The 23,018-nt window shown below is 66.4% G+C and carries 21 protein-coding genes and 1 tRNA gene; 10 read left to right on the forward strand and 12 right to left on the reverse strand.

Features of this window, described 5'->3' with window-relative positions; all coding sequences use genetic code 11:
• Positions 1-7: 7 nt before the first annotated feature.
• The 3 genes from mshC to IY716_RS02660 all read right to left on the reverse strand — a co-directional run bounded on the left by mshC (position 8) and on the right by IY716_RS02660 (position 2,680).
• A complete protein-coding gene (gene mshC, locus IY716_RS02650) occupies positions 8-1,378 on the reverse strand; it encodes a cysteine--1-D-myo-inosityl 2-amino-2-deoxy-alpha-D-glucopyranoside ligase (RefSeq protein WP_218220078.1) in 1,371 nt (456 codons plus the stop codon).
• 80 nt (positions 1,379-1,458) lie between these two features.
• Entirely contained in the window at positions 1,459-2,286 is an 828-nt protein-coding gene (locus IY716_RS02655; RefSeq protein WP_218220079.1) for an undecaprenyl-diphosphate phosphatase, read from the reverse strand.
• Positions 2,287-2,374: 88 nt separating this feature from the next.
• On the reverse strand, positions 2,375-2,680 hold the full coding sequence (locus tag IY716_RS02660; protein ID WP_218220080.1) for a primosomal protein: 306 nt from the start codon (positions 2,678-2,680) through the stop codon (positions 2,375-2,377).
• Between the two features lie 194 nt (positions 2,681-2,874).
• Here IY716_RS02660 and IY716_RS02665 point away from each other — a divergent pair, with 194 nt between their 5' ends.
• The gene (locus IY716_RS02665) at positions 2,875-3,042 is read left to right on the forward strand and encodes a DUF5703 family protein (protein WP_369699667.1); all 168 of its coding nucleotides are present in this window, start codon (positions 2,875-2,877) and stop codon (positions 3,040-3,042) included.
• A gap of 75 nt (positions 3,043-3,117) precedes the next feature.
• Here IY716_RS02665 and IY716_RS02670 read toward each other — a convergent pair whose 3' ends face one another.
• Together IY716_RS02670 and IY716_RS02675 are read right to left on the reverse strand one after the other, a co-directional pair.
• Complete coding sequence (locus tag IY716_RS02670; RefSeq protein WP_218220081.1) at positions 3,118-4,278, reverse strand: acyl-CoA dehydrogenase family protein; 1,161 nt, start codon at positions 4,276-4,278, stop codon at positions 3,118-3,120.
• 88 nt (positions 4,279-4,366) lie between these two features.
• Positions 4,367-5,692, reverse strand: a complete 1,326-nt coding sequence (locus tag IY716_RS02675) for a M20/M25/M40 family metallo-hydrolase (RefSeq protein ID WP_218220082.1) — start codon at positions 5,690-5,692, stop codon at positions 4,367-4,369.
• A gap of 519 nt (positions 5,693-6,211) precedes the next feature.
• On the opposite strand from IY716_RS02675, the gene IY716_RS02680 reads away from it, so the two are divergent.
• The gene (locus tag IY716_RS02680; protein WP_218220083.1) at positions 6,212-6,892 is read left to right on the forward strand and encodes a hypothetical protein; all 681 of its coding nucleotides are present in this window, start codon (positions 6,212-6,214) and stop codon (positions 6,890-6,892) included.
• Positions 6,893-7,139: 247 nt separating this feature from the next.
• Here the strand turns inward: IY716_RS02680 and IY716_RS02685 are convergent.
• From IY716_RS02685 to IY716_RS02700, 4 genes are all read right to left on the reverse strand, one after another.
• Positions 7,140-7,225: transfer RNA gene (locus IY716_RS02685), tRNA-Leu, on the reverse strand.
• A 118-nt stretch (positions 7,226-7,343) separates the two neighbouring features.
• Positions 7,344-8,435, reverse strand: a complete 1,092-nt coding sequence (locus tag IY716_RS02690) for a biotin/lipoate A/B protein ligase family protein (protein ID WP_218220084.1) — start codon at positions 8,433-8,435, stop codon at positions 7,344-7,346.
• A 71-nt stretch (positions 8,436-8,506) separates the two neighbouring features.
• Positions 8,507-8,716, reverse strand: coding sequence for a hypothetical protein (locus tag IY716_RS02695; protein ID WP_218220085.1), 210 nt, complete (start codon positions 8,714-8,716; stop codon positions 8,507-8,509).
• Positions 8,716-9,363: a YitT family protein gene (locus IY716_RS02700; RefSeq protein WP_218220086.1), complete on the reverse strand. Its 648-nt coding sequence runs from the start codon at positions 9,361-9,363 to the stop codon at positions 8,716-8,718. Before IY716_RS02700 ends, IY716_RS02695 begins: the two co-directional genes overlap by 1 nt.
• Before the next feature lie 61 nt (positions 9,364-9,424).
• On the opposite strand from IY716_RS02700, the gene IY716_RS02705 reads away from it, so the two are divergent.
• The gene (locus IY716_RS02705; protein WP_255316405.1) at positions 9,425-10,840 is read left to right on the forward strand and encodes a PLP-dependent aminotransferase family protein; all 1,416 of its coding nucleotides are present in this window, start codon (positions 9,425-9,427) and stop codon (positions 10,838-10,840) included.
• Between the two features lie 121 nt (positions 10,841-10,961).
• Here the strand turns inward: IY716_RS02705 and IY716_RS02710 are convergent, their stop codons facing one another.
• The 3 genes from IY716_RS02710 to IY716_RS02720 form a co-directional block, all read right to left on the reverse strand.
• Positions 10,962-11,219: a type B 50S ribosomal protein L31 gene (locus tag IY716_RS02710; RefSeq protein ID WP_192590665.1), complete on the reverse strand. Its 258-nt coding sequence runs from the start codon at positions 11,217-11,219 to the stop codon at positions 10,962-10,964.
• Positions 11,220-11,427: 208 nt separating this feature from the next.
• Complete coding sequence (locus IY716_RS02715; protein WP_255316406.1) at positions 11,428-12,336, reverse strand: sulfite exporter TauE/SafE family protein; 909 nt, start codon at positions 12,334-12,336, stop codon at positions 11,428-11,430.
• On the reverse strand, positions 12,336-13,133 hold the full coding sequence (locus tag IY716_RS02720) for an ABC transporter ATP-binding protein (RefSeq protein WP_218220087.1): 798 nt from the start codon (positions 13,131-13,133) through the stop codon (positions 12,336-12,338). The genes IY716_RS02715 and IY716_RS02720 overlap by 1 nt, the downstream gene beginning before the upstream one ends.
• A gap of 48 nt (positions 13,134-13,181) precedes the next feature.
• Here IY716_RS02720 and serB point away from each other — a divergent pair, with 48 nt between their 5' ends.
• From serB to pgl, 7 genes are all read left to right on the forward strand, one after another.
• Entirely contained in the window at positions 13,182-14,144 is a 963-nt protein-coding gene (gene serB / locus IY716_RS02725) for a phosphoserine phosphatase SerB (RefSeq protein WP_218220088.1), read from the forward strand.
• Between the two features lie 209 nt (positions 14,145-14,353).
• On the forward strand, positions 14,354-16,465 hold the full coding sequence (gene tkt, locus IY716_RS02730) for a transketolase (RefSeq protein ID WP_218220089.1): 2,112 nt from the start codon (positions 14,354-14,356) through the stop codon (positions 16,463-16,465).
• A 92-nt stretch (positions 16,466-16,557) separates the two neighbouring features.
• A complete protein-coding gene (gene tal, locus IY716_RS02735) occupies positions 16,558-17,679 on the forward strand; it encodes a transaldolase (RefSeq protein ID WP_218220090.1) in 1,122 nt (373 codons plus the stop codon).
• A 240-nt stretch (positions 17,680-17,919) separates the two neighbouring features.
• On the forward strand, positions 17,920-19,569 hold the full coding sequence (locus IY716_RS02740; protein ID WP_218220091.1) for a glucose-6-phosphate isomerase: 1,650 nt from the start codon (positions 17,920-17,922) through the stop codon (positions 19,567-19,569).
• Positions 19,570-19,649: 80 nt separating this feature from the next.
• Positions 19,650-21,119, forward strand: coding sequence for a glucose-6-phosphate dehydrogenase (zwf, locus tag IY716_RS02745; RefSeq protein ID WP_218221370.1), 1,470 nt, complete (start codon positions 19,650-19,652; stop codon positions 21,117-21,119).
• Between the two features lie 8 nt (positions 21,120-21,127).
• Positions 21,128-22,090 carry a glucose-6-phosphate dehydrogenase assembly protein OpcA gene (locus tag IY716_RS02750; protein ID WP_218220092.1) on the forward strand — a complete coding sequence of 321 codons (963 nt, stop codon included), beginning with the start codon at positions 21,128-21,130 and terminating at the stop codon, positions 22,088-22,090.
• A 59-nt stretch (positions 22,091-22,149) separates the two neighbouring features.
• Positions 22,150-22,953: a 6-phosphogluconolactonase gene (gene pgl / locus IY716_RS02755; protein ID WP_218220093.1), complete on the forward strand. Its 804-nt coding sequence runs from the start codon at positions 22,150-22,152 to the stop codon at positions 22,951-22,953.
• Positions 22,954-23,018: the final 65 nt, after the last annotated feature.

The following is a 23,018-nucleotide window of genomic DNA, read 5'->3' on the forward strand; positions in this document are numbered from 1 at the left end:
CTTCAGCTCAACGCAGCGCCTCGACGCCCGAGGCGGCCATGCTGTGGGCCGGCTCCGCGGCGAGGAGCTCGATCCCCAGAAGCGCCTTGACCACGGCGGCCACGCGCTCCCGGCTTGAATCTGCTGCCAACCGACCCTCGGCCCACATGTCGAGCGTCTCCAGCGCGGCGGGGGCGTTCAGGTTCTGTGACAGTGCCGAGTGCAGGGCGTACTGGAGGTCATCCGGGACGGCGGAGTCCGTGCCGAGTTCGCCGTAGCCGTCGGTCTCGGGCGCCGAGGCGAGTGCCTGGTTCCACCGCGTCCAGCGCTGGGCGGCGTCGCGGAGCTGATCCGGCGCGTAGCTCCAGTCTTCGCGGTAGTGGTGCGAGAGCAGCAGCGTGCGGATCACCTGGGGGTCGATGCCTTCGGCGCGCAGTCGCGAGGAGAGCACAAGGTTCCCCTTGGACTTGGACATCTTCTCCCCGTCCAGGCCGACCATTCCGGTGTGCATGTAGGTGCTGGCCAGGGCGACGCCGTCGGCCGCTGTGGCGTGGGCGGCGCTGAACTCGTGGTGCGGGAAGCGCAGGTCGGACCCGCCTCCCTGGACCATGAACGGGGCGGGGAGATGGCGCCGTGCGATCACCGAACATTCGATGTGCCATCCGGGCCGCCCTTCGCCGAGGCTGCGACCGTCCCAGTGCGGCTCCCCGTCGCGGCGGGCTCGCCAGAGCAGCGGATCCAGCGGGTCACGCTTATGCGGCCGCTGCGGGTCACCACCACGCTGCGGGAAGAGCTCCTCCATCTGGGCGCGGTCGTAGTTGCCGATGCTGCCCAGGGTCCACGGAGTGGTGGCCTCAGCCTGAGCGGTGTCGAAGTAGATGTCGAAGGCTTCAGCGGAACCGGGCGCCACGCCGTCGGCGAGCTCCTGGACCGGGACGGGCACGGGGTAGGCCATGCCGAGCTCGACCAGGCGCTCCACATCCTTCGCGACCACCGGGATCGTCTCAACGGCGCCGAGGTAGGCATCGGGGGCGATCACACCCAGCGCAGACATGTCTTCGCGGAAGAGCTCGGTCTGCTCCTGCGCCAGGTCGAACCAGTCGACGCCGGTGGCGGTGGCTCTCTCGAGCAGCGGGTCATCGATGTCGGTGACGTTCTGCACGTAGTTAACCTCCAGCCCGGCGGCGCGCCAATAGCGGACCAGCAGGTCGAACTGGACATACGTGTTGGCGTGACCCAGGTGGGTCGCGTCATAGGGGGTGATGCCGCAGACGTAGAGCGACCCCACGCCGTCGTCGGACGTCACCGGCACCAGCGCCCCCGTGGAGGTGTCGTGCAGCTGCAGATTTTCGGGCAGCGCAGGCAGGGCGGGCACGTCCGGGGAGGTCCACGATTTCACGCAGGGGTCCTTTCACCGTTGGGGTCAGCAGTCATGCGACGGGATCGTCAGCGCAACAGGTCTCAGAAGTCCAACGCGGATCAGGCGTTGATGATTCCGAGGCCCAGCATGATGTAGACGAAGAGACCCAGCAGGATCCGGTAGTTGACGAAGATCGTGTACGAGTTGGTGGAGACGTATTTCAGGAACCAGCCGATGATCACATAGGCCACAAAGAACCCGACAACCGTGGCCACCAGGGTCTGACCCATGGTGTAGGGACCGGGCTGCTCCCCGAGGGTGCCGAAGAGCTTGTAGAACCCGGATCCGAACACGGCGGGGATGGCCAGCAGGAAGGAATAGCGGGCCGCGGCCTCGCGGGTGTAGCCCAGCAGCAGGCCCGCCGTGATGGACCCGCCCGAACGGGAGACTCCGGGGATCAGCGCCAGCGCCTGGGCGAAGCCGAAGATGATGCCGTCACGGACGCTGAGCTGATCCAGGGGTTTGCGCTGTTTGCCGTAGGCGTCGGCGAAGGCCAGCGCCACAGCGAAGACGACCAGCATCGTGGCGGTGAGCCAGAGCGTGCGGAAGACCGATTCGATCATGTCCTCGAGCAGCAGCCCCAGCACCACGATCGGGATGGTGCCGATGATGATCAGCCAGCCCATCCGCACATCGGCGTCTGAATGTGGAAGCTTGCCCGCGAGCGCGGCGAACCATGCTTTCACGATCCGCACGATGTCGCGCCAGAAGTAGACCAGCACCGCCAGCTCGGTGCCGAGCTGGGTGATGGCCGTGAAGGCCGCCCCTGGATCCGCGGCACCGGGCAGGAACTCCCCCACGATGCGCAGGTGCGCAGAGGAGGAGATGGGGAGGAATTCGGTCAGCCCCTGGACCAGTCCGAGTATGATCGCTTCAATCCACTGCACACGCCGAGCTTAGAGCATCAGGCCTCGGTGCGGGGCGATCAACAGCGGTGTCGGTGCTGATCAGATGCGACTCTCAGGCCGCGACGGGCTAGCGCTGCTCTTCTTCCTCGTCCTCGTAGATCTCTTCCTCGGAGTCGAGGGCCGGGTCATCCTCGGAGTCCTCGTCCTCGTCGAGGTCGTCCTCGCCGTCTTCCTCGTCATAGAGATCCAGCGGGGTCACCTCACCGCTGGCGGCGAAGAGCGCATCCTCGTAGGCCTCGAAGGCGTCGGAGATGTTGTAGAAGGCTGACTCGACCGCCGGATCCTCATCTCCACGGCGGTTCATCGAGGCGGAGAGGTGCTCTTCGAGAGCGTTTGTCAGCGCGTTGAGTGCCACGCGAGGATCCATAGTCATACGCTCACCGTACCAACGAGACACCACTTCGGTAAGTCCTGGTCATGAACTCGGAGTCGGGGGCCTTCCCACGTAGGCTGAGGCTTCCCGGCGAAAGTGAAGGTGAACACCCGATGGCGCAGCAGAACTGGTGGTCCCAGCCCACCGCTGAGCTCTATTCAGAGGTCGACGACGCGGGCCCCACCTGGGAGTACATGGTCATCACCTGCCAGCCGCAGGAATCCCTGAATCAGGCGCGCAGGCGGGTCATCGACCATGCCGAGTACGGCAAATGGGAGCTCCGCCGCTCCGTGATGTACACCGGCGGACTGCGCAGATATTGGCTGCGCCGGCGTGTGATGCGGGTCCAGCGCACACTCTGACCGTGTCGGATGCCCGGTTGCCGCCGAGCTGCGTCCTGGAGGGGCTGCGCCAGTGGGTCTCAGAGCCAGCGGGTCTCAGAGTGGGCCCAGGGTGTAGGTCGCCAGCGTGCGATGAGCGGATTCGTCATCGGAGGGGTGATGGATCCCCGCGAGCGAATCCCGGTAGAGCCTGCTGAGCTCCGATTCCCGGTGATACTGCGCCCCGCCGCTGACGCTGAGCACCTGGTCCACGACCTGACGTGCGGTCCGGGTCGCCGTGGTCCGCAGCGCCGCGAGGCGAGGGAACCAGGAGGCCCCGTGCTCCGCTCCCGACTCCACCTCCCCGGCGATCCCGCGGAGCTGTGAGTCCAGGGAGAGCTGCGCGAGCTGAGCCTCCGCCAGCTTGTAGCGCACGTCTGGGTCCCGATCCATGGACTCTCCGCTGGTCAGGGAGGTCCGCTTGGCCACCAGCTCCGCACCGAGCGTGAGTGCTCGATCGCCGATACCGGTGTAGACCGCGGCGAGCAGGGTCAGGAACGAGGAGAAGATCGCGAAGACCAGCGGATCCGGGTTCGGGCCCACGGGAAGCCGTCGGACGATCCGATCCGCCGGGATTCGGGCGCCCTCGAGGGACGTGGCATGTGACTGCGTCGCGCGCATCCCGAGAGTGTCCCAATTCTCGAGGGTGCGCCAGCCGGAGGTCTCTCGTTCGAGGAAGCCGAAGATCAGCGGGGTCTCGCCCTCGGCCCCCGTGGCTGAGGTGTCTTTGCCGAAGAGCCCGAGTCGGGTCCATACCGGGGCCAGCGTGGTGAAGATCTTAGTCCCTGTGAAGGTGACCGAGCCGTCGTCGTCGACGCTCGCCTCGGTCGTGGAGTCGAAGAGCACCGCATCGTTGCCCGCCTCCGAGATGCCGAAGGCGAAGACCTCTCCTGCTGCCGCCTCGTGGAGCACCTGCTCGAACTCGGTGTGGCCGCGCTCGACCATCTGCCGGGACACGCTGACCCAGATATGGTGCATGTTCACGGCCAACGCGGTCGCTGGGGCGGCCGCGGCGAGGCGGCGCTGAGCGGCGACGAGACTCGGCAGGTCCCAGCCCAGGCCTCCTCGATCCACGGGGACCAGGGCGCGCAGATACCCGGCGGCGGTGAGCTCGGCGAGGTCTTCGTGGCAGAACTCATTGCGCTCGTCGTAGCCGGGTGCCCTGGCGGCGATGCGCGCCAGCAGCGCCTCGCTCAGCACGGCGGTGATCGGATCCATGGATGCTCCTGATGTGGGGGCTCGACTGGTGTGGTGCTATGTGGGCGCGCCGCTGGGGGCCGCGCGCCGTCGTCGTCTGCCAGGGTCCCTACTGGGCCGCGAGGAAGCGGTGCAGCACCCGGACTCCGAAGACCAGCGCCTCCACGGGGACGCGCTCGTCGACTCCGTGGAACATTCCGGTGAAGTCGAGCTCCGCGGGCAGCTGCAGCGGGGCGAAGCCGTACCCCGAGATGCCCAAGGAGGCCAGGTGTTTGTTGTCGGTGCCGCCGCCGAGCATGTAGGGCAGCACCGCGGCATCGGGGTCCTCGGCCTTGAGCGAGGCGACCATCTGCTCGACCAGCAGTCCGGAGAACGGCACCTCCAGGGAAGGGCCTCCGTTGAGCAGCTCGAAGCTGACCTTCTCGCCGGCGAGCTCCTCGAGCTTCGCGGCGACCTGGGCGTCCTGCTCGGGCAGCGTGCGCGCGTCCACCAGCGCGGAGGCGGATCCGGGGACCACGTTGTGCTTGTATCCGGCCTCGAGCAGGGTCGGGTTCGACGTGTTGCGCAGCGTGGCGGAGATGAACTTCGAGGCGCTGCCGGTGGCGGCGAGCAGCTCGGAGGGGTCCTCCTCATCGAAGGGGATGCCGGTGAGCTCGGAGAGCTGCTCCATCAGCGCGCGGGTGGTCTTGGTGTAGTCCAGCGGCCACTCGTACTCACCGATGGCGGCTACGGCGGCCCCGAGCCGGACGACCGGGTTGTCGCTGTGGATCGCGGATCCATGCCCAGCCGTCCCGGAGGCGGTCATCTTGGTCCAGTGCAGGCCCTTCTCCCCGGTCTGGATCAGGTAGGCACGCTTCCCGGCGACGTCGGTGGAGAAGCCGCCGACCTCGCTGATGGCCTCGGTGGCACCTTCGAAGACCTCGGGGTGGTTCTTGACCATCCACTTGGCGCCGAAGTTTCCGTTGTCCTCCTCATCGGCGAAGAAGGCGAAGATGAGATCACGCTGCGGCTGGTGACCCTCACGGTGCATCCGCAGCATGGAGGCCAGAATCATCGCGTCCATGTCCTTCATGTCCACGGCACCGCGGCCCCAGATCATGCCGTCGCGGATCTCCGCGGCGAAGGGGTCCACCTGCCAGTCCTGCGCCTGAGCGGGGACCACATCAAGGTGCCCGTGCACGACCAGCGCGCCGAGCTCCGGGTTGCTGCCGGTCATCCGGGCGACGACGGACGTGCGGCCCGGCGCGGACTCGAAGATCTCTGGAGCCAGGCCCGCCTGTCGCATGATGGCAGCACAGTACTCGGCGGCCTCGCGCTCACCGTTGGACCGCCCCTCCCCCCAGTTGGACGTATCGAGCCTGATCAGGTCTCGGCAGAAGTCGACGACCTCTGCTTCAGCCGCTGCTGCGGGGGTCGCGCCGGATGCGGTGCTCACAGATGCTCTCCTCAGGGGGTCGGGATCTCTGTGCCCAGCCTAGCCACTTCGGGATTCGCCTGCGGAGTCGTGCGCACGCCCGGTCCATCACGCCGAGACGTGCCCACACGGGGGTACTCGGATATGCTCCTGACATGATCTTCAGAACAGTACTCATGTGGCTCGGCCGAAAGCTCTTCCGGATGTTCCGCAATCGTTCGCGGAAGAACCCCGGTTCAGGCACTCCCACCAACTGACCCACCGCCAGCCGCGCTGAGTGGCGGACCCCACTCCACGCTGAGGGGCGGATTCTCCGAGTAGATAGGGCCTATCGCCCCATCAAGTACTCGTAGAATCCGCCCCTCAGCGCGTGATGTGGGTCTTATGGCGCATAAGGACTGAGGTTTTTTCCGTCGGGTGGCGGAATATCCGCGTACTTGGTTCCGAAACGGCTCGACATGCTCCGAGAATCCACCTCTGAAAAGGCACAGAATGCCGATTATTGTTCACATCGGAACAGTGAATATGTAAGGTGTGTTCATGCTGAGGAAAACCTGGTCACCTGTCCTGTCGATCGCCGCCGCGGCGCTGCTGCTCTCAGCCTGCGCGGCTGACGCCCCTGCCGCAGATGTCACGGCGGCAGATTCCAGTGACACGGAGTCGGCGCCAAGCCCCAGCGAGACGACCCAGACCATCGTTGATGCCAGCCAGGAAGAATCCGCCGTGGCAGGCGATGCGGTGGACGCTGGTGAACGTCGCGGCGGCCAACAAATCACGATCGGTTCGGATGGTGTCGACTTCCACTACATCTCCCCGGAAGAGGACGACGGCGCCGAAGTCCACCACCTCTACTGCGACGACGACGAGGCGCTGGCCGAGAAGACCGAGCACAACAACGGCGAACAGCCGGTCGGGTGGCCTCAGGAGTGGGACGGCACCGGGGCGATGCCAGATCCGTTGTGCCACCCTGACTACCTGGAGATTGGTGAGTGGGAGTATCTGGAGGCCCACACCGCGTGCTGGGAGGGGAATGAGACGTCGACGCTGGTCCGGACCGGACAGTCTGAGGATGAGATCAATGCGAGGCTCTGGGAGCAGTCCCAGGCCCGCGCCGACTGGGAACCTAATCCTGCCGGCGGAACCTGCGCGGAGCAGTGGGCGGAGAACGACGGCGGCGAACCCGAAGACTACTCGGACATCGCCAACGCCGACGATCGCTGATCGGTGATCGCTGATCGCTGATCCGAGCACAGCCCGTCGGTCCGCGACAAGACCGAGTCTCGCAGCCCTCCCCCCTCCGTTGAGCGGCGGAAATACCGGGCAGCACAGGCCGAAAACCTCATGAGACATCCGGAGAATCCGCCCCTCAACGCGGCGGGAGAGGGACGGGCACAGAAAACCCCGGCCGACGGGATCTCTCCTCGTCAGACCGGGGCCTGTGCGGCATTTGTGTGCCGCATTCACAATGTGCGCGGAAGGGGACTTGAACCCCTACCCTCTTATACGAGGACTAGCACCTCAAGCTAGCGCGTCTACCTATTCCGCCACCCGCGCATTGTTTCTGCCTCATTGGCAGCGACAAGAAACATTAGCACGGCGCGGAACCAGACGGCGAATCGGGGACCCGTGCACGCGACGTCGTCGTCCTCGGGGATCGCGCGATCCTCCCAGCTCAGGGCACTCTGGCGGTCCACGCCTGGGTGCTGAACTTCTCCTCCACGAGCTTTTCCGCGCGCGCGAGCTCCTCTGGACGAATCTCGGCGACCTTGGCGTCGTACTTCCGCGCGAAGGTCTCCACGAAGACCTTCAGGATCTCCTCCCGCGCCAGGCCCGTCTGACTGCGCAACGGATCCACGCGCTTCGCCGCCGAGGTGATCCCCTTGTCGGAGATCTTCTCCCGGCCGATGCGCAGCACCTGAAGCATGTCGTCGGCGTTCATGTCGTAGCTCATCGTCACGTGGTGCACCATCGCACCGCTGGCCAACCGCTTCTGCGCGGCCCCGCCGATCTTGCCCTCGGCGGAGACGATGTCGTTGAGCGGCTTATAGGAGGCGGAGATTCCGATCTCGGTCAGCGCCTCCATCGCCCAGGCGTCGAGGAACGGATAGGAATCGGCGAAGCTGAGCCCGTCCACCAGCGACTGCGGCACGGAGAGCGAGTAGGTGACGAAGCTGCCTTCGTCCATGTACATCGCTCCCCCACCGGTGATTCGACGCACCACGGTGGCTCCCATGCGCTCGGCGGCCTCGGAATCCACCTCGTTGGCCAGCGACTGGAAGGACCCGATCACCACGGCCCGGCCCGAGTAGTCCCACATGCGCATCAGCGGAGGGCGATTGCCCAGTCCCACCTCTTCGGTGAGCACCTGGTCCAGCGCCACATGCATCTCCACGGGCAGCTGCACCGCGGGCATGACCTCCCACGCGTGGTCCTCCCAGCGCGTGGCATGACCCAGAGCGCGGCGCACCGCAGTGGCGATCGCGTACTCATCGAAGCCGAACATATGCGCCTCCGTCGGCAGCTGGACGCGCACGGATTCGGCGATCTCTTCCCGCGTGGCACGAACCGGCAGCCCGACCAGCGCGGCATTGAGCGAGTCCAGCGCCTCATCGGGCTCCAAGAAGAAGTCCCCGTTGACCGAGGCGACCGTGATCGTCGCTTCTCGCGGATGGGTGCGCAGGTCGAGGTCGGTCTGGAGATCGACGACGACGAGCTTGCCGCCGACGACCTTGTACTCACCGTGATGCTGATGCGTCTCCGTCATAGGACAATCCTATTCCTGCGGCCGCATCGAGATGTCCGAAGGCGTGTTGTTCTGACGACGGGCCGGTTCCGTCAACCCGAGCTCTTGCCACCGCGGCCTTCCAGCATCCGTCCCAAGGGTGTGCGCGAAGAACAGAGGTCCAACCCGCGCCAGGCGTTGCGGTACAGGTCTTTGGAACTCCACTGGATGACCGGAATGCGTTCCCTGGCGGGTACCGAGGTTCTGCCGATATAGGCGAAGAGGGCAACGGTGAAGAGCAACACTGCGAGTAGAGCGAGCATCATGATCCTTGTACGTAGGCTGGCGCTTCTTGCTCAAGCCTGGCGTTCTCGAGCTCTTGGCGGGTCGGGATTCGGAAAATGGGCAGCGCCAGATGGACCAGAGGCCCGATGAGCAGCACGACGGCCACCGTTCCCAGTCCCACGGGACCGCCGAGGAGCCAACCGAGGAGCAGGACCGTGCCCTCGATCAGGGTGCGAACCAGCCAGATGGGCCACCCGAAGCGACGATGTACCCCCGTCATGAGCCCGTCTCTGGGGCCGGGTCCATACTGCGCGCCGATGTAGAGTCCACTGGCCACGGCCAGCAGGACCAGGCCTCCGGTGAACAAGAGGATCCGTGCCCATAGAGCCTCCGGCTCGCCCAGCACTGCGAGGCCGACCTCAGCACTTGGACCGACGAGCAGGACGTTGAGGACGGTCCCGATGCCAGGCTTCTGCCGCAGCGGGATCCAGAGCAGGAGCACGATGAGCCCGATGATGTTGGTCATGACACCGAACGGGAGTCCTGTCTGCAGCGCAGAGCCTTGACCCAAGACATCCCAGGGCGAGACTCCGAGCGTTGCTCTGATCATCATGGCGAGTGAGAACCCGTAGAGGAACAATCCGATCAGCAGCTGAGACACGCGCCATGCACGAAGAAGAGTCATAGGAGAAGTTCACCAGCAGATTGGCATTACAACAAGATGCCAATTGTGGCATGGTGGACTGATGATGATTCTCACTGCCCGCCGGTTGGTCACGGAACTCGGAGCGTGGCGCGCAAGCGGCCCCGCCTACGGCGCTCTGGCTGATCGGGTCAGGCTCCTGGCGCTTGACGGACGGATCCCACTCGGCACGCGGCTGCCGGCCGAGCGTGAACTTGCCTCGGAGCTGGGGGTGAGTCGGACAACCGTCGCGGCCGCCTATGCGCGTCTGCGCGAGGCTGGCTACCTTCGCAGCACCCGCGGTTCCGGCAGTGTGGTCACCATTCCGGGACGCCACAGCCCGTTGGAGGACATCGAGGCGCGAACCACCACCACGCTCGACTTCAGCAAAGTCGCCCTGCCTGCGGCTCCGCAGGTGGGTGAGGCCTCGTTGCGTGCCGCGCAGGAGCTGCCGGCCTATCTGGGTGGCACCGGCTATGACCTCTTCGGACTGCCCCGTTTGCGCCAGGTGCTGGCCGAGCGGTACACGGCCAAGGGTCTCCCGACAGAACCCGGGAACATCATGGTCACACTCGGAGCTCAGCAAGCAATCTCGCTGATCACCAAGACGTTCCTGTCCCGAGCAGACACCGCGTTGGTGGAGACTCCCAGTTATCCTCATGCCACGGACGCGCTGAGACTGAAGGCTCGCAAGCTCGTGCCCGTCGCCGTCGATCCGCGTCGGGGCTGGGATGAGCACGGACTTGCGCAGACCTTTCGCGAGGCAAGACCTGCTCTTGCCTACGTGATGCCCGACTTCCACAACCCGACAGGTGCCGTCATGCCGGCTCAGCAGCGCGAGCTGCTGGTGAACCTCGCCAGAGACCACGACTCGCTCCTGGTGGCAGACGAGACCACCGCGGACCTGTGCATCGATGGTGCCGCGGGAGCTCCGTTGGCGGCCTATGGGCCGGCACTGCTCGTCGGTTCCATGAGTAAGACCGTATGGGGCGGCCTGAGGATCGGATGGATCCGTGCGGAGCAGGACAAGATCCGACGCCTCGAACAATCCCGATACGCCCACGATCTGGGCACCCCCATCCTCGAGCAGCTCATCGCCCTGGAGCTGCTCGGACAGTACGACGAGATCCTTCGCTACCGCACGGTGCAGCTTCGGGAAGGGCGAGACCACGCGGAGAAACTGCTCCGATCACACTTCCCGCATTGGGATGTGCCCCACGTGGCCGGGGGGTTGTGCATCTGGGTCAATATCGGAGATCCGGTGAGCTCCCAGCTTGCATTGGCCGCGCGTGAGGGGGGCCTCCCCATCGGCGCAGGTCCGCGGTTCGGACTCGGCGGAGCCTTTGAGCGCTTCCTTCGCTTCCCCTTCGGCTACCCGGAGGAGGAGACCAGCCTGGCTGTAGAGATTCTCGCGGACGCGTGGCGTCGCGTGGAACCGCTCCGCACGGTCGGAACAGAGTTCAAGCCTGCCCTGGTCTGAACGGCGCACGCCCCGACTGGGGCCGCCTCAGCATCAGGGCGCGGGAGCTGCAGACAGCAGAAGGGCCGCAGTCAGCGACTGCGGCCCTTCGTGAAAGCTGGGGTGTGAAGCAGGGAGTACCTTACTTCTTGCCTCCGAAGCCCTTGAAGCGAGCGTTGAAGCGCTCGACGCGACCGGCGGAGTCCATGATGCGCTGCTTGCCGGTGTAGAACGGGTGCGACGCAGCGGAGATCTCGACGTCGATGACCGGGTAGGTGTTGCCGTCTTCCCATTCCATCGTCTTGTTCGACGAGGTGGTGGAGCGGGTCAGGATCTTTTCGCCGGAGGCCAGGTCGTTGAAGATGACCGGCTCGTACTTGGGGTGGATATCAGACTTCATGAGGTGTGTCCTTTTCATCTGCCGCTGGATTTTGCCAGAAGCGTGGAACTGAGGCGTGGCCAGAATGGACCAACACAGCACTATATCAAATCAGGCACTCCCCTGCCCCGGAGCATGCCGGGACGCCGTCGAGATGCCAAACCCTCCTGGGCAGTTGAGTTTTCCGGCGGATACGAAGTAGCCGGAAAACTCAACTGCCCAGGAAGGGTCAGCCGATGAATAGGTTGCGCAGCATCACGAACAGCGCCACCAGGCCGAGCGTGACGATGACCGCCCGAAGCAGCAGCGGGGAGAGTCTCCGGCCCACCCATGCTCCGATGAGGCCACCGAGCGTGGAGGCGACCGCGATGATGGCCACGACGCCCCAGAGGATCACCCGCTCATCCGGCTCACGCAGCAGATAGTCCACCAGGACGTAGCTGATGGCGGCAGTGAGGTTCACGACGGCGACCAGCAGGTTCTTCACGCCGTTGGCCTGCTGGATGTTCGCCATCAGGAAGATGCCCAGGATGCCCATCAGCAGAATGCCCTGCGCAGCGACGAAATATCCGCCATAGATCCCGGCCGCGAAGACGAGCAGCATCAGCACCAGGCTCACCGTGGGCATGGACGGAGTCTTCGAAGGCTCCTCCGGTGCGCCCTGCGTAGCGGGCTCTGCGGAGGGGGTGGAACCGTCTGCACTCGATTCCCGCCGGGCGGCGCGCGCTCTGACCCAGGCCGAAAGCCTGGGCTGCGCCAGCACGAAGATCAACGAGACCACGATCAGGATCGGTGCGACCCGTCCGAAGACCTCCTCGGGCAGCGTGATCAGCAGCGCCGCCCCGATCACTCCGCCCAGCACCGAGGCCGGAATCAGCTTGATCAGCACCGACTTCACCTGGCGGATCTCACGCCGGTAGCCCCAGGCTCCGGTGAAGTTTCCTGCGATCAGACCCATCGCGTTGGACACGGTGGCCGAGACCGGTGGCACACCCATGGCCACCAGCACGGGAAAGGTCACCAGCGTGCCGGAGCCGACCACAGTGTTGATGGCGCCCGCCCAGATGCCGGCGACGAAGATCAGCGCCAGCATCTCCAGACCAAGCCCGTGCAGGGCAATGTCGCTGAGCGCCTCCATCAGTGCTGTGCCGGCTGCTTCTTGAAGGCCGAATAGCGGCCGTCACGGTGCACCAGGTCCAGCTCAGTATCAAAGGTCCTCGAGAGGTTCGTCGAGGTCATGGTCTCCTCGATGGGCCCGGAGGCGACCGGCGCGCCGTCGCGCAGCAGCAGCACATGGGTGAAACCAGGCGGTATCTCCTCGAGGTGGTGGGTCACCAGCACGGTGGTGGGAGACTCCTCACTGGTGACCAGCTGGCTGGTCCGCTCCACGAGTGCCTCTCGGCCACCGAGGTCCAGACCCGCACCGGGCTCATCCAGCAGCAGCAGCTCCGGGTCGGTCATCAGCGCTCGTGCGATCTGCACCCGCTTGCGCTCACCCTCCGACAGGGTTCCGAAGGGCCGGTCGAAGACTGTGCCCACGCCCCACTCGTTGAGCAGCCCGAAGGCGCGCCGCTCGTCCAGCTGCTCGTACTCCTCGCGCCACCGTCCGGTCACCCCGTAGGCGGCGGTGACGACGACGTTCAGCGCGGTCTCCTGCACCGGCATGGTGCTGGTCAGCGAGTTCGAGCTGAAGCCGATCAGCGGACGCAGCTCGAAGACGTCGACGGCGCCCAGCTGCTCATCGAGGATCCGGGCGGTGCCGGTGGTGGGGAACAGCCGGGCTGCAGCGATCTGCAGCAGGGTGGTCTTGCCGGCGCCGTTCGGGCCCAGGATCACCCATCGCTCGTCCTCATTCACCGTCCAGGAGACGTTGTTGAGAAGATTCTTGCGCCCCCGGCGCACGGTGACATTCTGGATTTCGAGGACAGGACTCATGGCCTCAACACTATCGAACGGGACCTGGAGCTATAGGCTGAACACGCTATGACTGCGCTCCCACACCCTGACGTCCCGCAAGGCACCGTGGCCCTCCTGGCGGCCCCCTCCCTGGACGGCCCGCTCATCCGCTCGCTGACCCATGAGTTCTCCCGTCGCGGCGTGGTGCACAGCGTGGAGCTGCGAAACGTCCAGGTCGCCGGTGATGACGAGGTCCAGGCCGCCCGCTGGTCTGTGACACTGGATGACGCCGATGATTCCTATGGGGCTCAGCTCGCGGTCTCGCTCCTGGAGGACGCCGCCGATCAGCTCCAGGGCCCCGTCACTCAGACGGTGCTGCCCGGACAGCAGCGTGAGACGCTGCACGCCGAGGACGGACGGCTCATGCTGCTCATGGACGTGGACTCCACGCTGATCGATCAGGAGGTCATCGAACTGCTGGCCCGCGGAGCCGGACGCGAGGCCGAGGTCGCGGAGGTCACCGAGCGGGCCATGCGCGGCGAGATCGACTTCGAGGCCTCGTTGCACCAGCGGGTCGCCGTGCTGAGCGGCCTCCCCGAGGACGTGGTCACCTCCACTCTCACCTCGATCACCCCCACCCAGGGCGCCGAGGCGCTGCTCGCCGAGCTGGCCCGCCGCGGCTGGCCCAGCTACGCCGTCTCGGGCGGGTTTCTCCAGGTCCTGGCTCCGCTGGCCCAACGACTGGGACTCACCGGGTTCCACGCCAATGACCTCGCCATCTCCGCCACCGGCACCCTCGAGGGCACTGTGCGCGGCGCCGTCGTCGACCGCGCAGCCAAGAAGGAGTATCTTGAACAGTGGTCAGCATCACAGGGGCTGCGACCTGGCAATGTCGTCGCCGTCGGCGATGGGGCCAATGATCTCGACATGATCACAGCCGCCGGAGTGGGAATCGCGTTCTGCGCGAAGCCTGCCCTGGAGGAGCAGGCAGACCTCGTCATCCGCCACCGATCCTTCGAGCTCATCGCGCTGGCCCTGGGATTGGGCTGACGCAGCACCACAGATCGCCCTGCATTGGCGCAGGCGCCCAGATCTGATACCGAAGATCTCATATCCGCGGTCGTCGCGCGTGAGCATTCTGCAATGCCGCGATGATCTGCCAGGAATAGCCTCTATCCCGGTAGGGTTGTCCCTGCGCGGCACAACGATGTGCGCGGACCTCGTTGTCCACCGTCACTCACCCTTTGGAGGAACCCCTCGTGACCGAGAATGCCGTATTCACCGATCTGGATAAGCGGGCAGTCGACACGCTGCGCGTGCTGGCCGCCGACTCCGTGGAGAAGGTCGGCTCAGGCCACCCGGGCACCGCGATGTCGCTGGCCCCCGCTGCCTACCTGCTCTTCCAGAAGGTGATGAAGCATGATCCCACCGATCCCCAGTGGATCGGTCGCGACCGCTTCATCCTCTCCCCCGGCCACACCTCGCTGACCCTGTACCTGCAGCTCTACTTCTCCGGCTATGGCCTGGAGGTCGAAGACCTGGGGGCGCTGCGCACCTGGGACTCGCTGACTCCGGGCCACCCTGAGTACGGCCACACTGCCGGCGTGGAGATCACCACCGGCCCCTTGGGCCAGGGCCTGGCCTCCTCGGTCGGCTTCGCCTACGGCCAGCGCCGGATGCGCGGCCTGATGGATCCCGACGCACCTGCCGGCGAGTCCCCCTTCGATCACACGGTGTGGGTCATCGCCTCCGACGGTGACCTCCAGGAGGGCGTGACCTCCGAGGCCTCCTCGCTGGCCGGCCACCAGGAGCTCGGCAACCTCGTGGTGATCTGGGATGACAACAAGATCTCCATCGAGGATGACACGGACATCGCCTTCACCGAAGACGTCTCGGCCCGCTACGAGGCCTATGGCTGGCACGTGCAGCGCGTGGATTGGAAGAAGTCCGGCGACTACGACGAGGACATCAACGAGCTCCACCGCGCCCTGCTGGCTGCGAAGGCCGAGACCTCGAAGCCCTCGCTCATCGCGCTGCGCACCGTGATCGGCTACCCCTCCCCGAAGAAGCAGAACACCGGCGGCATCCACGGCTCCAAGCTGGGCACCGATGAGCTGGTGGCGCTCAAGGAGCTCCTCGGCTTCGACACCGAGGCGCACTTCGCGGTGGAGGACGAGGTCCTGACCCACGCACGCAAGATCCTCGAGCGCAGCGTCGAGACCCGTCAGGAGTGGGACAAGAAGTACCAGTCCTGGCGCGAGGCGAACCCTGATGAGGCGAAGCTGCTGGACCGACTGACCGCCGGCGAGCTTCCCGAAGGCTGGGAGTCCCAGCTGCCCGAGTTCCCGGCCGGGGAGGACATGGCCACCCGCGCCGCCTCCGGCAAGGTGCTCAACGGCATCGCAGAGGTCCTTCCCGAGCTGTGGGGCGGCTCCGCCGACCTCGCGGGATCGAACAACACGCACCTCGACGGCTACGAATCCTTCATCCCGGAGTCCCACTCCACGGAGAAGTTCAGCGGCAACCCCTACGGACGCAACCTGCACTTCGGCATCCGCGAGCATGCAGCCGCGGCGATCACCAACGGCATCTCGCTGTCCACGCCGCTGCGCACCTACAACGGCACCTTCCTGATCTTCTCGGACTATCAGCGTCCGGCGATCCGCCTGGCGGCGCTGATGGGCATCGGCTCGATCTTCGTATGGACCCATGACTCCATCGGACTGGGCGAAGATGGACCCACCCACCAGCCGGTGGAGCAGCTCGCGACTCTGCGCGCGATCCCGAACCTCGATGTGGTGCGCCCCGGCGACCCCAACGAGGTGGCCATCGCCTGGCGCGAGGTGCTGCGCCGCAGCGACCGTCCGGCCGGTCTGGCGCTGACCCGTCAGGGCATCCCCACCTACGCACGCGGCGCGGGAGCGGCCACCGCCACGGAGTTCGGCTCGGTGGAGGGCGCGGCCAAGGGCGCCTACGTGCTGGCAGAGTCCGTCAAGGACGGCGAAGTGGTGACCCCCGACGTCGTGCTGATCGGCACCGGCTCCGAGGTGCAGCTGGCCGTCGAGGCACGCGAGGCACTCGCCGAGCAGGGCGTCGCCGCCCGCGTGGTCTCCATGACCTGCCGCGAGTGGTTCTTCGAGCAGGACGAGGCCTACCGCGAGAGCGTCATCCCCGCGGCCGTGAAGGCGCGCGTCTCAGTGGAAGCCGCCTCCCCGATGGGCTGGCGCGACATCGTCGGCGACGCCGGCCGGATCGTCGGACTCGATCACTTCGGGGCGTCTGCCGACTACAAGGTGCTCTACGAGCAGTTCGGCATCACCGCAGCAGCCGTCACCGAGGCCGCCCAGGAATCCATCGCCGCGGCCTCCTGAGGCAGTCCGCCTCGGTTCCCGCAGCTGAGTCTGCGGGGACCGCGGCGGCCGGCCCACCCCATACCCACCCCCTGGCATCAGGAGCATTGAATATGACTGCAAACACCAACACTCAGGCGCTGTCCGACCTCGGCGTCTCCATCTGGCTCGACGACCTCTCCCGTGAGCGGTTGAACTCGGGCTCGCTGGCGAAGCTGATCGACACCCACAACGTCGTCGGCGTGACCACGAACCCGACCATCTTCGAATCCGCGCTGAAGGACGGCGAGGCGTACGAGCAGCAGCTGGCCGAGCTGGCTGCCGCCGGGGCCGACGCCGAGAAGGCCGTCTTCGACATCACCACCTCCGACGTGCGCGAGGCCTGCGACGTGTTCGCCGGCGTCTACGCCGCCTCCAACGGCGTTGACGGTCGCGTCTCCATCGAGGTGGATCCCCGTCTGGCTCGCGATGCCGCAGGGACCATCGCCCAGGCCCGCGAGCTGTACAAGGCCGTGGACCGCGAGAACGTGATGATCAAGATCCCGGCCACCGTCGAGGGCATCGAAGCGATCGCCGCCGTGGTCTCCGAGGGCATCAGCGTCAACGTCACGCTGGTCTTCTCACTGGAGCGCTACCGCGCGGTGATCAACGCCTTCATGCTGGGCCTGGAGAAGGCCCACTCCGAGGGCATCGACATCTCCAAGATCCACTCGGTGGCGTCCTTCTTCGTCTCCCGCGTGGACGCCGAGATCGACAAGCGCCTGGAGCTGGCAGCCGAGGAGGGCAAGCCCGGCACCGAGAAGCTGAAGTCCCAGGCCGCCGTCGCAAACGCTCGGCTGGCTCACCAGATCGCAGTGGAGACCTTCTCCTCCGAGCGCTGGCAGCTGCTGGCCGAGCGCGGAGGCCGTCCGCAGCGCCTGCTGCTCGCCTCCACCGGCACCAAGGACCCCAACCTCTCCGACACCCTCTATGTCACCGAGCTCGCCGGCGCCGACGTGGTCAACACCATGCCGGAGAAGACGCTCCTGGCACTGGCGGATCATGGGGTGGTGGAGCGCGACACGCTCTCCGGCACCTATGTGGAGGCCAACCGGGTCCTCGACGGCATCTCCGCGGCAGGCATCAGCTACCGCGAGGTCGTGGACGCCCTGGAGAATGAAGGCCTGCAGAAGTTCGAGGTCTCCTGGAAGGGCCTGCTCGGCACCATCGAGGATGGCCTGAAGCGCAACAGCTGAGCTGAGCCCGCGGGGCACGTCCTCACGGGCGGGCCCGGCGACTGTTCACTCCGTACGGTGCCCGGTCAGGGGTCACAAGATCCCATGGTCTGAGAATCTCGAGGTCTGTGGATCTCGAGGTGTCAGATCCCGACCGGGCACCGGTCAGGGTCAACAGCCGTGTGAATCCCACCGGCCCCCTATAAGTGCAGATGCTGGCCAGGTCGAACCCAGGCGTTCGGCTGAGAAAGGAAGCACGTCATGAGCTCACTCTCCCTGACACTGACCGGGGCGGCCCGCGAAGCCGCTGAGAACCAGGTCCCCGGCCTGCTGGACCACGAGTTCGCCTCCCGGCTGGCGGCGAAGGACCACACCCTCTGGGGAGTCGAGGCCGAGGACGAGGCCAGCCAGCGACTCGGCTGGGTCGACCTCTTCGAGGGGTCCCGTCAGCTTCTGCCCCAGATCACCGCGCTGCGCGAAGAGCTCGCCGGGGAAGGCGTCACCCGTGTGGTGCTGGCAGGCATGGGCGGGTCCTCACTGGCCCCCGAGGTCATCTGCGCCACCGCAGGCGTCGAGCTGACCGTGCTGGACTCCACTGACCCTCAGCACGTCGCCTCGGTCCTCGGCACCGACATCGAGAAGACCGTGCTCGTGGTGTCCTCGAAGTCAGGCTCCACCGTGGAGACCGACTCCCAGCGGCGAATCGTGCAGCAGGCGATGACCGACGCCGGCATCGACGCCCAGTCCCGCACCGTGATCGTGACCGATCCCGGCTCGCCGCTGGCGAAGTCCTCCGCTGAGGCGGGCGTGCGCGCGGTCTTCGAGGCGGACCCCACCGTGGGCGGCCGCTACTCCGCGCTGACCGCCTTCGGGCTGGTCCCCTCCGGCCTGGCCGGTGCCGATCTTGAATCGCTCCTCGATGACGCTGAGGAGACCCTCGCCATCCTGGCCGAGGACGACGCCGACAACCCCGGTCTGCGCCTCGGCGCCGCCATCGGTGGCACCGACCCGTTGCGGAACAAGCTCGTCGTCGTCGACGCGGGCTCTCCGCTGCTGGGCCTGGGGGCCTGGATCGAGCAGCTCATCGCTGAATCCACCGGCAAGAACGGCACTGGGCTGCTGCCGGTGATCGTGGGCGACGGCGAGCCCGAGCTGCACCGCGACGCCGACGATGTGTTGACCGTGCAGATCATCGACGTCGACGCCGAGGACGGCTCCTCTGTAGACAATGACATCGCCGATCTGGTCGTCAGCTCGCACAAGGTCCGCACCGGTGGCAGCCTCGGCGCGCAGTTCATGCTCTGGGAGGTCGCCACCGCCGTCGCGGGCGCGCTGCTGGGCATCAACCCCTTCGATCAGCCCGATGTGGAGTCCGCAAAGGTCGCCGCCCGCGGGATGCTGGACGCCGAGACCCCGGAGTCCACCGAGGCTGAGGTCGACGGTGCTGTGGAGATCCGCACACTGGGCAGCTCCGCGCTCACCGACGCTGACACCGCCAGCCTGGAGGCTGCGTTGAAGGCGCTCCTGGAGACGGTGCCGCAGAATGGCTACCTCGCTGTGATGGCCTACCTCGACCGCACCAGTGAGCACGAGCTCGAGAGCATCCGCGCGCAGCTCTCCTCCCTGGCCGGGCGACCGGTGACCTTCGGCTGGGGCCCACGGTTCCTGCACTCCACCGGTCAGTTCCACAAGGGCGGACCCCACATCGGCGCGTTCCTGCAGATCACCACCGACTCCGAGGGCGATGTCGAGGTTCCCGACCGTCCCTTCACGCTGACCAAGCTCATCGCGGCCCAGGCCGCCGGCGATGCCCAGGTGCTGGCCGATCATGACATGCCCGTGCTCCGCGTCCACCTGCAGGACCGGCAGGCAGGGCTGACCCAGCTCATCGACACGGTGGAGGCCCTGTGAGCGGCTCCCGCAGCAGAAGCAGCAATCCCCTCCGGGACGCCCGGGACCGCCGGCTCAACCGAATCGCGGGGCCTTCGGCGATGGTCATGTTCGGCGTCACCGGCGACCTCGCCCGCAAGAAGCTGCTGCCCGCCATCTACGATCTGGCGAACCGGGGCCTGCTGCCGCCGAGCTTCTCGCTGGTCGGCTTCGGGCGCCGGGACTGGACCCACGAGCAGTTCGCCGCGGACGTGCTCGATCATGTCAAGGCCTCAGCGCGCACTCCGTTCGACCAGCGGGTCTGGGACCAGCTGGCGGCCGGACTGCGCTTCGTCAAGGCCTCGGGCTTCGACGACGACGACGCCTACGCCCTGCTCGGAGAGACGCTCAAAGAGCTGAAAGAAGCGCGGGGCACGCGCGGCAATCACGCCTATTACCTCTCCATTCCTCCGAACTCCTTCGAGGTCGTCTGCCAGAAGCTCTCCGCCCACGGCCTGACCAGCCCGCAGTCCTCCCCTGAGGATCCATGGAGCCGAGTGGTGATCGAGAAGCCCTTCGGCCACGACCTCGAATCCGCGCAGGAGCTCAACACAGTGGTGGAATCGGTCTTCCCGCCGGATGCGGTCTTCCGGATCGACCACTACCTGGGCAAAGAGACGGTCCAGAACCTCCTGGCGCTGCGCTTCGCGAACCAGCTCTTTGAGCCCCTGTGGAACGCCCAGCATGTGGACCATGTGCAGATCACCATGGCCGAGAGCATCGGGATCGGTGGACGGGCCAGCTATTACGACGGCGTCGGTGCCGCGCGCGATGTCATTCAGAATCATCTGCTGCAGCTGCTGGCGCTGACCGCGATGGAGGAGCCCATCTCCTTCGACGCGCACCACCTTCGCGCAGAGAAGGAGAAGGTGCTCGAAGCGATCCGGCTTCCAGACGATCTGGATGCAGCCTCAGCCCGGGGACAGTACACCTCCGGCTGGCAGGGCGGTGAGCAGGTCGTCGGCTTCCTGGACGAGGAGGGGTTCAATCCTCACTCCACCACGGAGACCTTCGCTGCGTTGAAGCTTGACGTCAACACCCGCCGGTGGGCCGGTGCCCCCTTCTATCTCCGCGCCGGCAAGCGGCTGGGTCGCCGCGTCACCGAGATCGCCGTGATCTTCAAGCGCGCGCCGAATCTGCTCTTCAAGGACCACAATGACCACGAGTTCGGCCAGAACGCCGTCGTCATCAGGGTCCAGCCGGACGAGGGGGCCACGATCCGCTTCGCCTCCAAGGTGCCCGGCACCCAGATGGAGGTCCGGGATGTGACGATGGACTTCGGCTATGGACATGCCTTCACCGAGGACAGCCCCGAGGCCTACGAAAGGCTGATCCTCGATGTGCTCCTCGGTGAGCCTCCGCTGTTTCCGCGGCAGGAGGAGGTGGAGCTCTCCTGGAAGATCCTCGATCCCTTCGAGAAGCACTGGGAGGCGCAGCAGGTCCAGCCCGAACCCTATGCTCCCGGCGGATGGGGGCCGCAGTCAGCTCACGACCTGCTGGCCCGTGACGGTCGCACCTGGCGCAGGCCCTAAGGAGAACCATGATCGTCGATATCGAGAACACCACCACCTCCAAGGTCTCGAAGAAGCTGCGCGAGCTTCGCGAAGCCGGAGGCGTGGTCGCACTGAGCCGAGTCCTCACCCTGGTCATCCTGACCTCCAAGGACAACGCCGAACCCGCCATCGAAGCGGCGAACCTCGCCTCGCGGGAGCACCCCTGCCGGATCATCGTGCTTGCCGCCGGCAACGCCTCGGAGGCCACCCGACTTGACGCCCAGATTCGGGTGGGCGGGGACGCCGGGGCCTCTGAGGTCATCGTCCTGAAAGCTTCCGGGGAGCTTGCTGAGCAGAATGAGGCGATGGTTTCGGCACTGCTGCTGCCTGATGCCCCCATCGTCGCCTGGTGGGCGGATGAGCTTCCCAATGGGGTCAGCAAGACTCCCATCGGACAGATCGCCCATCGGCGGATCACCGACACTGCCATGGATCCGCGCCCGCTGGATGCGCTGCGCCGGCTCTCCGCGCACTACAGCGAGGGCGACACAGACCTGGCCTGGACGCGGCTGACCGGTTGGCGCATCCAGCTGGCCAGCATCCTGGACACCCTGGACCCCGACGAGATCTCCACCGTGACAGTCGAGGCTGCCGCCGATCTGCCGAGCGCTGCGCTGCTGGCGGCCTGGTTGAAGATGGCCCTAGAGGTGCCGGTGGATTTGATCTCCACCGCGACCCCGGAAGGGTCAGAGCTCCCCCTGACCCTGACTGCCGTCACCTTCCATCGGGATCCCGGCGATGTGAGCCTTTCGCGTCCGCGCGGTGAGGAGATCGCGGTGCTGCACTCGGCCGACGGCCTCGTCCAGGGCGTCCCACTGCCCGTCCGCACGCTCCAGGTCTGCCTGGCGGAGGAGCTGCGACGGCTCGACTCCGACGAGGTCTTCGGCGAAGTGCTCACCCGAGCCCTCCCGGCGATGGAATTCCCGGAGACCGTCGGGTCCGCTGACTGACGCACCCACTATGCTCGGACCACGTACCGTCCACGACAGCCCTGAGAGGACCCGCAGACATGACTGATTCCGGTAACGCCGCCGTGGCCGCGCCGCGCACCGAGATCTACGCAGGCAAGGACGAGCTGGTGAACGTGGTCGCCGAGCGGCTGCTGGCCGTCCTGGTGGACGCCGTCGCAGACCACGGCAGCGCGCATGCGGTCCTGACCGGCGGCAGCGCCGGAATCGCCGTGCTGGAGAAAGTTGCTGAGCTGGTCGCCGAACCCGGCACGGAGACCCCGTCCTGGTCGGCAGTGCACTTCTGGTGGGGCGATGAGCGGCTGCTTCCCAGTGATGATCCCGAGCGCAACGCCATGCAGGCCCACACGGCGCTCTTGGATGCCCTCATCGCCGAGCACGGGCTCCCCGCGCAGAACGTGCACCGCATGCCCACTTCAGAGGATGCGGCGTCGCCGATCGTGGGGGCGGAGATGTACGCAGCGAGTCTGGAGGCATTTGCCGACGAGGGCGGCCGTTCAGGTCTCGCCCTCCCCCGCTTCGACGTCCTCCTGCTCGGCGTCGGCCCGGACGGCCATATCGCGAGCCTCTTCCCGGGCAAGGACTCGCTGGGCGTGAGCGGAGTGGTCACCGTGGGCGAGGAGGACTCCCCCAAGCCGCCGCCGCAGCGCGTGTCGCTGACCTTCGACGCGATCCACAGCGCGGATCGCGTCTGGACCGTGGTGGTGGGCCAGGACAAGGCCGCGGCCGCCGCGAAGGCCCTCACTGAGGGCACAGATCCGCAGGAGATTCCGGCCACTCGCGTGGCCGGCACCTTGGAGACGATCTGGCACCTGGACCGGGCAGCCGCCGCAGGGCTCGGCTGAACCCCAGTCATCCCGGGCAGTTGAGTTCTCCGGCGGCTACGTAGCCGCCGGAGAACTCAACCAGC

The sequence above is a fragment of the Nesterenkonia sp. Act20 genome, from assembly GCF_019173455.1.
Taxonomy (GTDB): domain Bacteria; phylum Actinomycetota; class Actinomycetes; order Actinomycetales; family Micrococcaceae; genus Nesterenkonia.

Bases quoted from the DNA above. Each gene is read 5' to 3' on its own strand.
- IY716_RS02660 (WP_218220080.1), bottom strand. From the start codon at position 2,680: ATGACTATGGATCCTCGCGTGGCACTCAACGCGCTGACAAACGCTCTC.
- IY716_RS02665 (WP_369699667.1), top strand. From the start codon at position 2,875: ATGGTCATCACCTGCCAGCCGCAGGAATCCCTGAATCAGGCGCGCAGG.
- IY716_RS02670 (WP_218220081.1), bottom strand. From the start codon at position 4,278: ATGGATCCGATCACCGCCGTGCTGAGCGAGGCGCTGCTGGCGCGCATC.
- IY716_RS02680 (WP_218220083.1), top strand. From the start codon at position 6,212: ATGCTGAGGAAAACCTGGTCACCTGTCCTGTCGATCGCCGCCGCGGCG.
- IY716_RS02690 (WP_218220084.1), bottom strand. From the start codon at position 8,435: ATGACGGAGACGCATCAGCATCACGGTGAGTACAAGGTCGTCGGCGGC.
- IY716_RS02695 (WP_218220085.1), bottom strand. From the start codon at position 8,716: ATGCTCGCTCTACTCGCAGTGTTGCTCTTCACCGTTGCCCTCTTCGCC.
- IY716_RS02700 (WP_218220086.1), bottom strand. From the start codon at position 9,363: ATGACTCTTCTTCGTGCATGGCGCGTGTCTCAGCTGCTGATCGGATTG.
- IY716_RS02705 (WP_255316405.1), top strand. From the start codon at position 9,425: ATGATGATTCTCACTGCCCGCCGGTTGGTCACGGAACTCGGAGCGTGG.
- IY716_RS02710 (WP_192590665.1), bottom strand. From the start codon at position 11,219: ATGAAGTCTGATATCCACCCCAAGTACGAGCCGGTCATCTTCAACGAC.
- IY716_RS02715 (WP_255316406.1), bottom strand. From the start codon at position 12,336: ATGGAGGCGCTCAGCGACATTGCCCTGCACGGGCTTGGTCTGGAGATG.
- IY716_RS02720 (WP_218220087.1), bottom strand. From the start codon at position 13,133: ATGAGTCCTGTCCTCGAAATCCAGAATGTCACCGTGCGCCGGGGGCGC.
- serB (WP_218220088.1), top strand. From the start codon at position 13,182: ATGACTGCGCTCCCACACCCTGACGTCCCGCAAGGCACCGTGGCCCTC.
- tal (WP_218220090.1), top strand. From the start codon at position 16,558: ATGACTGCAAACACCAACACTCAGGCGCTGTCCGACCTCGGCGTCTCC.
- IY716_RS02740 (WP_218220091.1), top strand. From the start codon at position 17,920: ATGAGCTCACTCTCCCTGACACTGACCGGGGCGGCCCGCGAAGCCGCT.
- zwf (WP_218221370.1), top strand. From the start codon at position 19,650: ATGGTCATGTTCGGCGTCACCGGCGACCTCGCCCGCAAGAAGCTGCTG.
- IY716_RS02750 (WP_218220092.1), top strand. From the start codon at position 21,128: ATGATCGTCGATATCGAGAACACCACCACCTCCAAGGTCTCGAAGAAG.
- pgl (WP_218220093.1), top strand. From the start codon at position 22,150: ATGACTGATTCCGGTAACGCCGCCGTGGCCGCGCCGCGCACCGAGATC.